Here is a 13,058-nt window from a genome sequence, read left to right as displayed (position 1 = left end):
ACGAGCGCAAAGGCACGCCATGGTGAAACGGGTGTTGGTGACGCTGCTGCTGGCCGTCCTCGTGCTGGCAGTGGTCATCGCAGGCAACACCTGGCGCCGCCCTTCGCTGCAGCTGCAGGTGCCTCCGGCCCAGCGGGTCGAGGTCGACGAGAAAGCCGCGGCCGAGCGGCTGGCGGGTGCCATCCCGATCCGCACCATCTCCGGCATGGAGGGCCTCCAGGCTGGTGGAGAGGAGTTCAGGAAGCTGCATGCCTACCTCGAGCAGCGCTTCCCGAAGCTGCACGCCACGTTGAAGAAAGAAGTCGTCGGCGACAACGCGCTGCTCTACACCTGGACCGGCAGCGATCCGACGACCAAGCCGATCGCACTGATGGCGCACCAGGACGTCGTACCCATCGCGCCCGGCACCGAGAAGGCCTGGTCGGCCGATCCCTTCAGCGGCCAGATCAAGGACGGTTTCGTCTGGGGGCGCGGCACCTGGGACGACAAGGGCAACCTGCTGGCGCAGATGGAGGCGGTCGAGATGCTGCTGGCGCAGGGCTTCCAGCCGCGCCAGACGGTGTACCTCGTGGCCGGCGACGACGAGGAGGTCAGCGGCCTGCGTGGCGCCAAGCCCATCGCGGAGCTGCTGAAGTCGCGCGGCGTGCGGCTCGAATGGGTGCTCGACGAAGGCCTGCTGGTCACCGAAGGCGTGCTCGCCGGGCTCGACAAGCCGGCCGCGCTGATCGGCCTGGCCGAGAAGGGCTATGGCACCTTCTTCCTCTCGCTGGACCAGCCGCCCGGCCATTCGTCGATGCCGCCCTCGCACAGTGCGATCGGCCGCATGAGCACGGCGCTCGCAAAGCTCGAGGCCAACCCGATGCCGGCCGCGATCGACGGCGTGGCGGGCGAGATGTTCGCCACGCTCGCGCCCGAGATGCGCGGCTTCAACCGGGTCGCGCTGTCCAACCTGTGGCTGTTCGGCCCGCTGGTGCAGGCTCAGCTCGAGAAGGGCGCCAGCAGCAACGCGATGCTGCGCACCACGACCGCGCTGACCATCGTGCGCGCCGGCAACAAGGACAACGTGCTGCCCGGCCGCGCCGAGGCCGCCGTCAATTTCCGCGTGCTGCCCGGGGACAGCCTGGCTTCCGTCGAGGCGCACATCCGCAAGACCATGGGCGACGACGCGATCGCCATCAAGCCCTATGCCGGCAACTCCGAGCCCTCGCCGGTCTCGCCGGCCGACAGCCTGGGCTACCGCACGATCGCCCAGTCGGTGCGCCAGGTGTTCCCGGATGCGATCGTGGCGCCGGGCCTGATGATCGCGGCCACCGACTCGCGCCACTTCTCGATCCTGAGCGATGCGGTCTACCGCTTCTCTCCGGTGCGCGCGCGGCCTGAGGACCTGTCGCGCTTCCACGGCACCAACGAGCGCATCTCGATCGCCAACTATGCCGAGATGATCCGGTTCTATCACCAGCTGCTGCGCAACACCGCGCAGCCCCAGTAGTTTTCCATTTTCAAAAGGACTCCACCATGACCCGCGCCGTCATCGTTTCCACCGCCCGCACCCCGCTCGCCAAGAGCTGGAAGGGCGCCTTCAACATGACACACGGCGCCACCCTCGGCGGCCATGCCGTGCAGCACGCCGTTGCGCGCGCCGGCATCGAGGCCGCCGAAGTCGACGACGTCATCATGGGCTGCGCCAACCCCGAAGGCGCAACCGGTGCCAACATCGCACGCCAGATCGCCCTGCGCGCCGGCCTGCCCATCACCACCGCCGGCATGACCATCAACCGCTTCTGCTCCTCGGGCCTGCAGACCATCGCCACCGCCGCGCAGCGCATCATCGCGGGCGAGGGCGAGGTCTACGTGGCCGGCGGCGTGGAGAGCATCTCGTGCGTGCAGAACGAGATGAACAAGCACATGCTGGCCGACCCGTGGCTGGTCAAGCACAAGCCCGAGATCTACTGGAACATGCTGCAGACCGCCGAGCAGGTCGCCAAGCGCTACGACATCGGCCGCGACGCCATGGACGAGTACGGCGCGGCGAGCCAGCAGAAGGCGGCTGCCGCCCTGGAGAAGGGCCTCTTCAAGGACGAGATCGCCCCGATCGCCGTGCTCGCCGGCGTGGCCGACCCGGTGCTCGGCCTGCGCACCAAGGAAGTGACCATCGAGAACGACGAGGGCATTCGGCCCGGCACCACCAAGGAAGGCATCAGCGGCATCCGCCCGGCCATTCCCGGCGGCGTGATCTCGGCCGGCAACGCCAGCCAGTTCTCCGACGGCGGCGGCGCCTGCGTCGTGGTGGAGGAGGGCTACGCCGAGAAGAAGGGCCTGAAGCCCCTGGGACGCTTCCTCGGCTTCGCGGTTGCGGGCTGCGAGCCCGACGAGATGGGCATCGGGCCGGTGTTCGCCATTCCCAAGGTGCTCAAGCGCCTGGGCCTGAAGATCGACGACATCGACCTGTGGGAGCTCAACGAGGCTTTCGCAGTGCAGGTGATCTACTGCCGCGACAAGCTGGGCATCCCGGGCGACCGGCTGAACGTGAACGGCGGCGCCATCGCGGTGGGCCACCCCTACGGCGTGAGCGGCCAGCGCCTCACGGGGCACGCGCTGATCGAAGGCAAGCGCCGCGGCGCGAAGAAGGTGGTGGTGACGATGTGCATTGGCGGCGGCATGGGCGCGGCGGGGGTGTTCGAGGTGCTTTGAGGCGAGCTGTCCCATGAGCCTTCGTCCCACCCTCGACTTCCTCCTCTACGACTGGCTCGGCGCCGAGTCGCTCAACCAGCGCGAGCGCTTCGCCGACCACTCGCGCGAAACCTTCGACGCCGTGCTCGACACCTGCGAGCGCATTGCGCGCGAGAAGTACGCGCCTTACAACCGCGTCGTCGACACGCAGGAGCCGCACTTCGACGGCGAGAAGGTGATCCTGCCGCAGGCCACGCACGACGCCCACAAGGCCTTCGTCGAGTCGGGCATGCTCAGCGCGGCGCAGGACTACGACATCGGCGGCATGCAGCTGCCCTACACGCTGCAGGCAGCGGCCAACAGCTTCTTCGCCATGGCCTCGGTGAGCATCGGCTCGAACATGCTGACCAGCGGCAACGCCAACCTGCTGATGGTGCACGGCACGCCGATGCAGCAGGCCGTGTTCGCGAAGAACGAGTTTGCCGGGCGCTGGTCGGGCACGATGTGCCTGTCGGAACCGCAGGCGGGCTCGAGCCTCAGCGATGTGGCCACGCGCGCCGTGCCCGACGGGCCGGACTTCCAGGACGATCCGCTGGGCCCCCGCTACCGGCTCACCGGCAACAAGATGTGGATCTCGGCCGGCGACCATGAGCTGACCGAGAACATCGTTCACATCGTGCTGGCCAAGATCCCGGACGAGAACGGCAAGCTGGTCCCCGGCACGCGGGGGATCTCGCTGTTCATCGTGCCGAAGCGGATGGTCGACACGCAAGGGCGACTCACCGGCGAGCGCAATGATGTCGCGCTCGCCGGCCTCAACCACAAGCTCGGCTGGCGCGGCACCACCAACACGTTGCTGAACTTCGGCGAAGGCAAGTTCCCGGTCGACGGCAAGCCCGGTGCGATCGGCTACCTGGTGGGCCAGCCGGGCAAGGGCCTGCACTGCATGTTCCACATGATGAACGAGGCCCGCATCGGCGTCGGCACCGCGGCCACCATGCTCGGCATGGCCGGCTACCACGCGTCGCTCGACTATGCGAGGAACCGGCCGCAAGGCCGACCCGCAGGCCCTGCCGGCAAGGATGCGGCCAAGCCGCAGGTCCGCATCATCGAGCACGCCGATGTGCGCCGCATGCTGCTGGCGCAGAAGGCCTACTGCGAAGGCGCTCTGGCGCTCGAGCTCTACTGCGCGCGCCTGGTCGACGAGCAGAAGACCGGCGATGCACAGGCCGCCGACGATGCGCGCCTGCTCCTCGAAGTGCTGACGCCCATCGCCAAGAGCTGGCCCAGCGAATGGTGCCTCGAAGCCAATTCGCTCGCGATTCAGGTGCATGGCGGCTATGGCTACACGCGCGATTTCCCGGTGGAGCAGTATTGGCGCGACAACCGCCTCAACATGATCCACGAAGGCACCCACGGCATCCAGGCCGCCGACCTGCTGGGCCGCAAGGTCCTGATGGAAGATGGCCGCGGCCTGCAGCTGCTGGCGGCGCGCATTACCGGCACCATCGGGCGTGCCGCACCCGTACCGGCGTTCGCCGCGCACGCGAAGGCCTTGGCCCAGGCCCTGCAGGACGTTGGCAATGCCACTCGTGCCGCCTGGTCCACGGGCAACCCGCAGGAAGCGCTGGCCAACGCGGTGCCTTACATGCAGGCTTTCGGCCACACGGTGCTGGCCTGGATCTGGCTCGACGTGGCGGAGCATGCCTTGCGCCGCGACGCCTCGAGGGCGCTGCCGGCCACGGCGGGCCGCGTCGGCGCCACCGACTATTTCTTTCACTACGAGTTGCCCAAGATCGGCGCCTGGCTCCAGGTGGTGGAGCGCCGCGACACGACCTGCGCAGCCCTGCCCGAGGAAGCCTTCTGATGACCGCCACCGGCCCCAAGCCCCATGCCAAGCTCGAGAAGTGGATCTGGATCCTGATCTACGGCGGGCTGTTCCTGCTCATCCTCGGCATTGCGGCGGGGCGCTCCGACGCAGTGCTGGGCTGGTCCGTGGCGCTGCCCGGCGCAGCACTGGCCGCGGCCGGCGTGGTCCTGATCTACGTCCGCTCGAGGCTCGAGCCGTGACCGCACGTGGCGTTGCCCCACTTTGAAACCCTGAACCCGGAGAAGAGACCATGAGCGCACGAAGCATCCAGAAACTGTTCGACCTGAGCGGCAAGGTGGCCCTGGTCACCGGCGGCTCCCGCGGCCTGGGCTTGCAGATGGCCCACGCATTGGGCGAGGCCGGCGCCAAGGTCATGCTGAGCTCGCGCAAGGCCGACGACCTGGAGCAGGCCGCGGCCGAGCTGCAGGCGGCGGGCATCGACGCCCGCTGGATTGCGGCCGATTGCTCCAAGGAGGAAGACACGCGCCGCCTGGCCGACGAGACCCTGGAGCGCCTGGGCGCGGTCGACATTCTGGTCAACAACGCCGGCGCCAGCTGGGGTGCGCCGGCCGAAGACCATCCGGTGGAGGCCTGGGACAAGGTGATGAACCTCAACGTCCGCGGCTACTTCATCCTGGCGCAGCAGGTCGCGCGCGGCTACATGATCCCGAAGAAGAGCGGGCGCATCATCAACATCGCCTCCATCGCCGGGCTGAACGGCAATCCGCCCGAGATGCGGACCCTGGCCTACAACACCTCCAAGACGGCGGTGATCGGCTTCACCCGGACGCTGGCCGCCGAATGGGGCCGTTATGGCATCAACGTCAACGCGATCTGCCCCGGCTTCTTCATGACCAAGATGGCGGCCGGCCTGATCAAGTCGCTCGGCGAGGAGAAGATGACCGCAAGCGCGCCGCTGGGTCGGCTGGGCGACGACGAAGACCTCAAGGGCATCACGCTGCTTTACGCCAGCGACGCCGGCAAGCACATCACCGGCCAGTGGTTGGCGGTAGACGGCGGCGTCAGTGTCGTGCTGGGCGCCGCTTGAATCAAGCTCCCCCCCAGGTTGGCCCACTTCGTGTGGCCGCCCACCCCCTACCGGGGGCAACACCAGCGACCCGGCAAAGCCGGTTCCGCGGTGTTCCTGAAAAAATATCCTGCCGATGATCTGCCATGCCGACTGAACGCGACGACATCAATGCCCGCTCGTACACGAGCCAGATTCCCTTTGCGCGGCACCTGGGCTTCGAGCTCACGAAGTTCGAGGCTGGCGAATCCGAGATCCGCTATACGGCGAAGCCCGAGCACCTCAACACCTTCGACGTGACCCATGGCGGCGCGTGCATGACCTTGCTGGACATTGCCATGGCCGCGGCCGCGCGCAGCCAGACGCCCGAGATCGGCGTTGTCACCATCGAGATGAAGACCAGCTTCATGCAGCCGTCCATCGGCCCGCTGCACGCGCGTGGCCGCTTGATGCACCGTACCGCGACGCTGGCCTTTGCCGAGGCCACGATCTACGATGAACAGGAGCGCGCCTGCGCCCATGCGACCGGCACCTTCAAGTACGTGAAGAGACGCCTTCCCACCGGGCCCGGCAGTGCGAATGCCATGCGCCCGCCCTCCACCGACTGACAGGACTCAGCATGCCCACCAATCGCCAGCAATTGCTCGACAACCGCCCCGACGGCGAAGCCGTCGCTTCCAACTTCAAGCTGGTGAGCGTCGAGACCCCGCCGCTGAAGGAGAACCAGGTCCTGGTGCGCCACCACTACATGAGCCTGGACCCGTACATGCGTGGCCGCATGAACGATGCCAAGAGCTATGCCCAGCCGCAGCCGCTGGGCCAGGTGATGCAGGGCGGCACGGCCGGAGAGGTGGTCGAGAGCCGGCATCCCAAGTTCGCCGCGGGCGACAAGGTGGTCGGCTTCGGCGGCTGGCAGGAGTACAGCGTGGTCGATGCCTCGCAGCCTGGCGCGCTGAAGAAGGTCGACACCACGCAGGTGCCGCTGTCGCACTACCTCGGCGCCGTCGGCATGCCGGGCGTGACGGCCTGGTATGGCCTCGTCAGGATCATCGACCCGAAGGCCGGCGAGACGGTCGTGGTCACGGCCGCCAGCGGCGCGGTCGGCAGTGCGGTCGGGGTGCTGGCGAAGGCACGTGGCTGCCGCGTGGTCGGCATCGCGGGCGGCGCGGACAAATGCAGCTACGTGAAGGACGAACTGGGCTTCGATGGCTGCATCGACTACAAGCAGCACCCCGATGCGAAAAGCATGAGTGCTGCGCTCAAGGAAGCCTGCCCCGATGGCATCGACGGCTATTTCGAGAACGTCGGCGGCTATATCTTCGATGCGGTTCTGCTGCGCGCCAATGCCTTCGCGCGCGTCGCGCTGTGCGGCATGATCGCCGGCTACGACGGGCAACCGGTGCCGCTGGCCAACCCGGCCCTGTTTCTCATCAACCGTATGAAGCTCGAAGGCTTCATCGTCAGTGAGCACATGGAGGTCTGGCCCGAAGCGCTGACCGAACTGGGCCAGCTCGTCGGCAGCGGCAGGTTCAGGCCGCGCGAGTCGGTGGCGCAGGGCATCGAGTCGGCGCCCGAGGCCTTCCTGGGCCTGCTGAAGGGCCGGAACTTCGGCAAGCAGCTCGTGAAGCTGGTCTAGCGCGGCAGCTCATTCGCGCAAGGAGGCCGTGATGGACGCGACGCACGAGGTCTTCAACCAGCCGACGCCGCTGGTGGACTACAACCTGTTCGACATCAACCATCCCCTGCGCGATGCACTGAAGTTCAATGCACCGCAGCTGGAACTGTCGGCCCTGGCGCATCTGGGTGGCGTCCTCGGGTCGGCAGAGATGCAGGGTCATGCGCGGCTGGCCAACATCCATGCGCCGGTGCTGCACACGCATGATCGCTTCGGGCGGCGCATCGACGAGGTGGAGTTTCATCCGAGCTACCACGTGCTGATGAAAACGGCCGTTGGAGCTGGCTTGCATGGGGCGCCGTGGGGGAGCGAGGGAACGGGCCGGGACGGGGGCAGCCCCCACGTCCGGCGCGCCGCGGGCTTCATGCTCTTCACCGAGCTCGAGCCCTCCATCCTGTGCCCCATCTCGATGAGCTACGCCGTCACGCCCGCGCTGCGCGGCAACGCGGCCATTTGCGCGGACTGGGGGCCCAAGCTCGCGAGCCTCTGGTACGACCCGGCCCTCAAGCCCTGGCGCGACAAGCCCGGCCTGACCATGGGCATGGGCATGACCGAGAAGCAGGGCGGCTCCGACGTGCGGGCCAACACCACGCGCGCCGCGCGCGCAGGCAGCGACGCCTGGGGCGAGCGCTACGAGCTCTGGGGCCACAAGTGGTTCTTCTCCGCGCCGATGTGCGATGCCTTCCTGGTGCTGGCGCAGGCGCCCGCGGGCCTCAGCTGCTTCTTCCTGCCGCGCGTGCTGGAGGACGGCAGCCGCAACGCGATCCGCATCCAGCGCTTGAAGGACAAGCTGGGCAACAAGGCCAACGCCAGCTCCGAGGTCGAGTTCCACGGCGCCAGCGCCTGGCTGGTGGGCGAGGAGGGCCGCGGCATTCCGCAGATCCTCGAGATGGGCACCATGACCCGCCTCGATTGCGCCCTCGGCACCAGCGGGCTGATGCGCCAGGCGCTCGGCCTCGCGCTCGATCACGCATCGCAGCGGCAGGCCTTCGGCAAGCCGCTGCTCGCGCAGCCGCTGATGAAGAACGTGCTGGCCGACCTCGCGCTTGAAAGCGAAGCTGCCACCGCGCTGGCGATCCGCCTGGCGCGCACCTTCGATCGCCCGCAGGACGCGCACGAGCGCCTGATGGCACGCCTGCTCACACCGGTGGCCAAGTTCTGGATCTGCAAGCGCGGGAGCCACTTCGCGCAGGAGGCGATGGAATGCCTCGGCGGCAACGGCTACGTGGAGGAGGGCGGCGAAGGCGTGATGGCGCGCATCTATCGCGAGATGCCGCTCAACTCCATCTGGGAAGGCGCCGGAAACATCATGGCGCTCGACCTGCTGCGCGGCCTGCGCAAGGGCGATGCCATCGCCGCGCTGGCGCAGGAGCTGAAGCCTGCGCGCGGCAGCGATGCGGCCCTCGACCGGCTGGCCGACGCGCTGCCTGCGCGCATCGAAGCCATGGCCACCGAAGCCGAGGCCCGCCGCCTTGCACAGGACGTGGCGCTCGCGGTGCAAGCCGCGCTGCTGGTGCAGACCGCGCCGCCTGCGGTCGCGGCAGCCTTCTGCGCCTCCCGCGTCGCCGGCGACTGGGGCCATGCCTTCGGCACCCTCGGCGCGGGCACCGATTTCGATTCCATCATCGCGCGCGCCCGGCCCCGCTGAGCCGCCAGGAAGCTAGGACCCCATGCCAGACCTGATCCTCCACCACTACGCCACCTCGCCGTTCTCCGAGAAGCTGCGCCTCGTTCTGGGCTACAAGAAGCTGGCCTGGAAGTCCGTGATCATTCCGCAGATCGCGCCCAAGCCCGACCTGGTCGCGCTCACCGGCGGCTACCGCCGTACGCCGGTGCTGCAGATCGGGGCCGACATCTACTGCGACACCGCGCTCATCTGCGACGTGCTGGAGCACGTCGCGCCGCTGCCCTCGCTCTACCCCGAGCCGGGGAAGGGCCTGGAGCGTGTGGTGGGCCAGTGGGGCGACACGCTCCTTTTCTGGGCCGCGATGGCCTACAGCTTCAGCGGCAAGGGCGCGGCCGACCTGTTCGCCAAGGCGCCGCCCGAAGCGGCCAAGGCCTTCGGCGAGGACCGCAAGGCCATGAGCGTCAACATGGTGCGGCACCGTCCGGGCGATGCGGCGGCGGCGTACAAGTCGTACCTGCGCCGCATGTCCGACATGCTCGACGACACCGACTACCTGACGGGCGCCTATCCGACCGTCGCCGATTTCTCCTGCTACCACGCGCTGTGGTTCACCCGCAAGCGCACGCCCTCGATGGCCGACATCCTCCAGATCACGCCCGCCGTGAGCGACTGGATGGACCGCATGGCCGCCATCGGGCACGGCACGATGGAGACCTTCGACGCTGCCCAGGCCATTGCCGTCGCCGCCGCCAATACGCCGCACACGCTGCTGTCCGACAGCACCTTCCAGGACGAGCACGGCATCCCGCTGGGCACGCGCGTCACCATCGCCGCCGAGAGCTTCGGGCCCGAGCCGACCGAGGGCGAGCTGATGGCCGCCACGCGCACGCACTACACGCTGCGCCGCACCGACCCGCGGGCCGGCACGGTGCATGTGCACTTTCCGCGCATCGGGTACACGCTGCGCAAGGCCGAAGGCTGAAGCGAGCGGAGCCGAGTGCGGAAGTCGCGGAGGTTACGCAGAACTCGCGGCAGAACGGCCAGAATTTTTCCGGTGTTTTCTTCTGCGGCCTTTGCAAAGCTTCGTGCCTTCTGCATTCGGTTCGCGCTTCCGTTTGACAAGGACCCCCAATGATTCAGGACTTTCAAGGCACTACCGCCGTTCTCACCGGCGCCGGCTCCGGCTTCGGCCTCGAATGCGCGCGCATCGGCGCAGCGCGCGGCATGAACCTGGTGCTGGTCGACGTGCAGCAGGATGCACTGGACAAGGCGCGCGTCGAGATGGAAGCAGCCGGCGCCCAGGTCATAGCGCGCAAGGTCGACGTGGCCGATGCCGCCCAGATGGAACAGCTCGCCCGCGATGTGAAGGAGCGTTTCGGCGCGCCGCATTTCGTCTTCAACAATGCCGGCGTGGGGGCGGGCGGGCTGGTGTGGGAGAACACCGTGGCCGACTGGGAATGGGTGCTCGGCGTCGACCTGTGGGGCGTGATCCATGGCGTGCGCCTGTTCACGCCCATGATGCTCGAGGCGGCTGCCGCCGATCCGGCCTGGCGCGGCCATATCGTCAACACCGCCAGCATGGCGGGCCTGCTGACGCCGCCCAACATGGGCATCTACAACACAGCCAAGGCCGCAGTGGTGAGCCTCACCGAAACCCTCTACCAGGATCTCAAGCTCATCACCGACCAGGTGGGCGCAAGCCTGCTGTGCCCCTACTTCGTTCCCACCGGCATTACCAGCAGCGAGCGCAACCGGCCCGGCGGACTTCCGGCGGACAAGCCGACGCGCAGCCAGCTGATCGGCCAGGCCATGAGCAACAAGGCGGTGAGCAGCGGCAAGATCACCGCCGCCGAAGTGGCCCACAAGGTCTTCCAGGCAATCAGCGCCAACCAGTTCTACGTCTTCAGCCATCCCAAGGCACTGGGCAACGTGAGAAGCCGCATGGAGAACATCGTAGCCCTCGCCAATCCGGCCGATCCTTTCCTGGAGCGGCCGGAAATCGGCGTGCAGTTGCGCGCCCAGCTGCGCGGGGGCTGATCGCGCCGGCACGCTGGCTCTGTGGGCCCGGAGTCGGACCCAGGAGGGCAGGCGTAGGCGCCCGCTGGCAGACAGTGCCTCTGCTTTGGTGACACTGGCAGGGATGTTCAACCATGCCTATGCCATGCCCGACGCCACCAGGCGCGATTACGGCCGACCGCATCAGCACCTCAGCAAGGCCGATCTCGGCGCCCAACTCGCACGGCGCGCCGACGAATGGGTGCGGCAGGCCACCCCCGCAGAATTGCTGAGCGTCTTGCTCTCCGGCGGCCTCAGCCCCGTGATCGTCGAAGAGGAAGGCCAGGTCCGCACCGGCGTCGAGCTGAGCGAGCAGCCGGGCTTGCTGTCGAAGCTCGGGATCATCTGGTCGGACCTGCCCCCCGCGGAGACCTTGCCACTTGTCGCCCTCGTGTGGGAGGCAACGCCGCCGCCGGCCGACAGCCGCCTGTGGGAGGCGTGGATCGCGCTCGATGGTCATGTCCGTGAAGGCGCACGCCGGTTCCTGCGCGATGAGATCGATCAGAACATCCCCCTGTTCGAAGCTTGTGCCGACGCCTGGCTTCGCGAAAAATAGAGCTTTCGTTGTATCTGCTGCATTTTGTTGTAACGCACTGCTTCTTCTTCAGGCAATCTGGCCGCAGGCCTTATGGGACAAGGCTTCCCGGAGTTGCTCCGGTACTTTTCCACAAGCTTGTCCACCTCCAGCGGGGACAGGTGCAGTCAGCCCGGCAACTTTCGGCGGCGTCCCGCGCTTGCGATCGCGGCGAGGCGCACTACGCTTGAAGGCACCACCCGAACCTTCAAAGGAGACCTGCATGGCTTATGTCGATGGTTATGTTCTTCCGCTGCCCAAGCGCAATATCGAGCAGTACCGCGAAATGGCCACCAAGGCCGGCAAGATCTGGCGCGAGCATGGCGCCCTCGAGTACCGCGAGTGCGTGGCCGACGACGTGAAATCGGGTGAGGTCACGTCCTTTCCCCAGAGCGTGAATCTGAAGGACGACGAACTGGTGGTCTTCTCGTACATCGTGTTCGAGTCCCGCGCGCACCGTGACGAAGTCAATGCGAAGGTGATGAGCGATCCGCGCCTGGCGGACATGATGGACCCCAAGACCTCGCCCTTCGACGGCAAGCGCATGTTCTGGGGCGGTTTCGAAACGCTGGTCCTGCTCTGAGGGCCCTCGGCCGCCTCAGCTCTCGCCAACCTGCCCCGCGATCCAGTCCCAGACGGCGCGTATCGCGGGTTCGCGTTCCCGACCCTTGGCCGTCGCCAGAAAATAGCAGCCGGTGTCGAGGGCCGGACCGAAGGGCTGCACCAGCGCTCCGCTGTGCAGCTCCTGCGCAGCGAGCGTAAGGCTCAGCAGTGCTACGCCGTGGCCGGCCAATGCGGCGAGCATTGCATGGGTTTCGTCGGAGAAAGAGAGGCCGGCGGACGCCTTGGAACGAGGCCTTGCCGGCATCGCCACACCGGCTTCCTCGAACCAGCGCGGCCAGAGCGCCGGCGCGCTTGCATGGGGCTGCCAGTCGCTGTGGATCAGGCGGTGCTGCACGAGGTCTTGCACGCGCTTCAACTTCAGGTGCGGACTGCATAGAGGCGCGTAGCGCTCGGGCATCAGCTCGGCCGTCGCGAGGCCCGGCCAATCACCCTGGCCGGAGCGGATCGCGAGATCCGCATCACCACGCGCAAGGTCGACCAGGGTGTCGCTCGCATGCAGCCGCAGCTCGATGTTGGGGCAGGCGAGGCGGAAGGCCGTAATGCGCGGAAGCACCCACTTGGCAACGAACGCGGTGTTGGCGGTCAGGGTGACGGTCTCGCTTTCCATGCGCGCGCGCACAGCCTGCACGCCGGCCTCCAGCGTGTCGAAGCCTTCGCGCAACGCGTGGAACAGGCGCAGGCCCGCAGGCGTCAGCACCAGCTGCCGTGTGAGGCGCCGAAACAGCGGCTGGCCCAGCGTGCTCTCCAGACCGCGCACCTGATGGCTGATGGCGGTGGGCGTGACCGAAAGCTCGGCCGCAGCGCGCTGAAAGCTTGCATGCGCGGCAGCCGCCTCGAAAGCCCGCAGTGCGGACAACGGCGGCAGGCGCCGAGCTGAGCGGGTGGGTGAAATGATCTCACTCATCGAAAAGAAATGATCGTTTGTGATGCGTGCAG

Annotated in this window: 12 protein-coding genes and 1 pseudogene; 12 read left to right on the top strand and 1 reads right to left on the bottom strand. The window is 67.6% G+C overall.

Going from position 1 to position 13,058, the window contains the following annotated elements; all coding sequences use genetic code 11:
- Positions 1–7: 7 nt before the first annotated feature.
- The 12 genes and pseudogenes from E5CHR_RS15610 to E5CHR_RS15555 all read left to right on the top strand — a co-directional run.
- Positions 8–1,489, top strand: a pseudogene (locus E5CHR_RS15610) (M20 family peptidase); the annotation flags it as partial.
- A gap of 26 nt (positions 1,490–1,515) precedes the next feature.
- Complete coding sequence (locus tag E5CHR_RS15605; protein WP_162580694.1) at positions 1,516–2,691, top strand: acetyl-CoA C-acyltransferase; 1,176 nt, start codon at positions 1,516–1,518, stop codon at positions 2,689–2,691.
- 13 nt (positions 2,692–2,704) lie between these two features.
- Complete coding sequence (locus E5CHR_RS15600; RefSeq protein WP_162580693.1) at positions 2,705–4,537, top strand: acyl-CoA dehydrogenase; 1,833 nt, start codon at positions 2,705–2,707, stop codon at positions 4,535–4,537.
- On the top strand, positions 4,537–4,740 hold the full coding sequence (locus E5CHR_RS15595) for a hypothetical protein (RefSeq protein ID WP_162580692.1): 204 nt from the start codon (positions 4,537–4,539) through the stop codon (positions 4,738–4,740). Before E5CHR_RS15600 ends, E5CHR_RS15595 begins: the two co-directional genes overlap by 1 nt.
- 50 nt (positions 4,741–4,790) lie before the next feature.
- On the top strand, positions 4,791–5,588 hold the full coding sequence (locus E5CHR_RS15590; protein ID WP_162580691.1) for an SDR family oxidoreductase: 798 nt from the start codon (positions 4,791–4,793) through the stop codon (positions 5,586–5,588).
- A 125-nt stretch (positions 5,589–5,713) separates the two neighbouring features.
- Entirely contained in the window at positions 5,714–6,175 is a 462-nt protein-coding gene (locus E5CHR_RS15585) for a PaaI family thioesterase (protein WP_162580690.1), read from the top strand.
- Between the two features lie 11 nt (positions 6,176–6,186).
- A complete protein-coding gene (locus E5CHR_RS15580; protein WP_162580689.1) occupies positions 6,187–7,203 on the top strand; it encodes an NADP-dependent oxidoreductase in 1,017 nt (338 codons plus the stop codon).
- Positions 7,204–7,234: 31 nt separating this feature from the next.
- Complete coding sequence (locus E5CHR_RS15575; RefSeq protein WP_162580688.1) at positions 7,235–8,890, top strand: isovaleryl-CoA dehydrogenase; 1,656 nt, start codon at positions 7,235–7,237, stop codon at positions 8,888–8,890.
- Positions 8,891–8,912: 22 nt separating this feature from the next.
- A complete protein-coding gene (locus tag E5CHR_RS15570) occupies positions 8,913–9,851 on the top strand; it encodes a glutathione S-transferase family protein (RefSeq protein ID WP_162580687.1) in 939 nt (312 codons plus the stop codon).
- Positions 9,852–10,000: 149 nt separating this feature from the next.
- On the top strand, positions 10,001–10,906 hold the full coding sequence (locus tag E5CHR_RS15565; protein WP_162580686.1) for an SDR family oxidoreductase: 906 nt from the start codon (positions 10,001–10,003) through the stop codon (positions 10,904–10,906).
- A gap of 103 nt (positions 10,907–11,009) precedes the next feature.
- Complete coding sequence (locus tag E5CHR_RS15560) at positions 11,010–11,480, top strand: hypothetical protein (protein ID WP_162580685.1); 471 nt, start codon at positions 11,010–11,012, stop codon at positions 11,478–11,480.
- A gap of 241 nt (positions 11,481–11,721) precedes the next feature.
- On the top strand, positions 11,722–12,081 hold the full coding sequence (locus E5CHR_RS15555) for a DUF1428 domain-containing protein (protein ID WP_162580684.1): 360 nt from the start codon (positions 11,722–11,724) through the stop codon (positions 12,079–12,081).
- Between the two features lie 15 nt (positions 12,082–12,096).
- Here E5CHR_RS15555 and E5CHR_RS15550 read toward each other — a convergent pair whose 3' ends face one another.
- Positions 12,097–13,026, bottom strand: coding sequence for a LysR substrate-binding domain-containing protein (locus E5CHR_RS15550; protein WP_162580683.1), 930 nt, complete (start codon positions 13,024–13,026; stop codon positions 12,097–12,099).
- Positions 13,027–13,058: the final 32 nt, after the last annotated feature.

Source organism: Variovorax sp. PBS-H4, assembly GCF_901827205.1.
Taxonomy (GTDB): Bacteria; Pseudomonadota; Gammaproteobacteria; order Burkholderiales; family Burkholderiaceae_C; genus Variovorax.
Note: the sequence above shows the minus strand (reverse complement) of the source record. Positions and strands in the feature narration are given on the sequence as shown.

Excerpts from the sequence above, each read along its gene's own strand:
- E5CHR_RS15605 (WP_162580694.1), top strand. The coding sequence starts at position 1,516 with ATGACCCGCGCCGTCATCGTTTCCACCGCCCGCACCCCGCTCGCCAAG.
- E5CHR_RS15600 (WP_162580693.1), top strand. The coding sequence starts at position 2,705 with ATGAGCCTTCGTCCCACCCTCGACTTCCTCCTCTACGACTGGCTCGGC.
- E5CHR_RS15595 (WP_162580692.1), top strand. The coding sequence starts at position 4,537 with ATGACCGCCACCGGCCCCAAGCCCCATGCCAAGCTCGAGAAGTGGATC.
- E5CHR_RS15590 (WP_162580691.1), top strand. The coding sequence starts at position 4,791 with ATGAGCGCACGAAGCATCCAGAAACTGTTCGACCTGAGCGGCAAGGTG.
- E5CHR_RS15585 (WP_162580690.1), top strand. The coding sequence starts at position 5,714 with ATGCCGACTGAACGCGACGACATCAATGCCCGCTCGTACACGAGCCAG.
- E5CHR_RS15580 (WP_162580689.1), top strand. The coding sequence starts at position 6,187 with ATGCCCACCAATCGCCAGCAATTGCTCGACAACCGCCCCGACGGCGAA.
- E5CHR_RS15575 (WP_162580688.1), top strand. The coding sequence starts at position 7,235 with ATGGACGCGACGCACGAGGTCTTCAACCAGCCGACGCCGCTGGTGGAC.
- E5CHR_RS15570 (WP_162580687.1), top strand. The coding sequence starts at position 8,913 with ATGCCAGACCTGATCCTCCACCACTACGCCACCTCGCCGTTCTCCGAG.
- E5CHR_RS15565 (WP_162580686.1), top strand. The coding sequence starts at position 10,001 with ATGATTCAGGACTTTCAAGGCACTACCGCCGTTCTCACCGGCGCCGGC.
- E5CHR_RS15560 (WP_162580685.1), top strand. The coding sequence starts at position 11,010 with ATGTTCAACCATGCCTATGCCATGCCCGACGCCACCAGGCGCGATTAC.
- E5CHR_RS15555 (WP_162580684.1), top strand. The coding sequence starts at position 11,722 with ATGGCTTATGTCGATGGTTATGTTCTTCCGCTGCCCAAGCGCAATATC.
- E5CHR_RS15550 (WP_162580683.1), bottom strand. The coding sequence starts at position 13,026 with ATGAGTGAGATCATTTCACCCACCCGCTCAGCTCGGCGCCTGCCGCCG.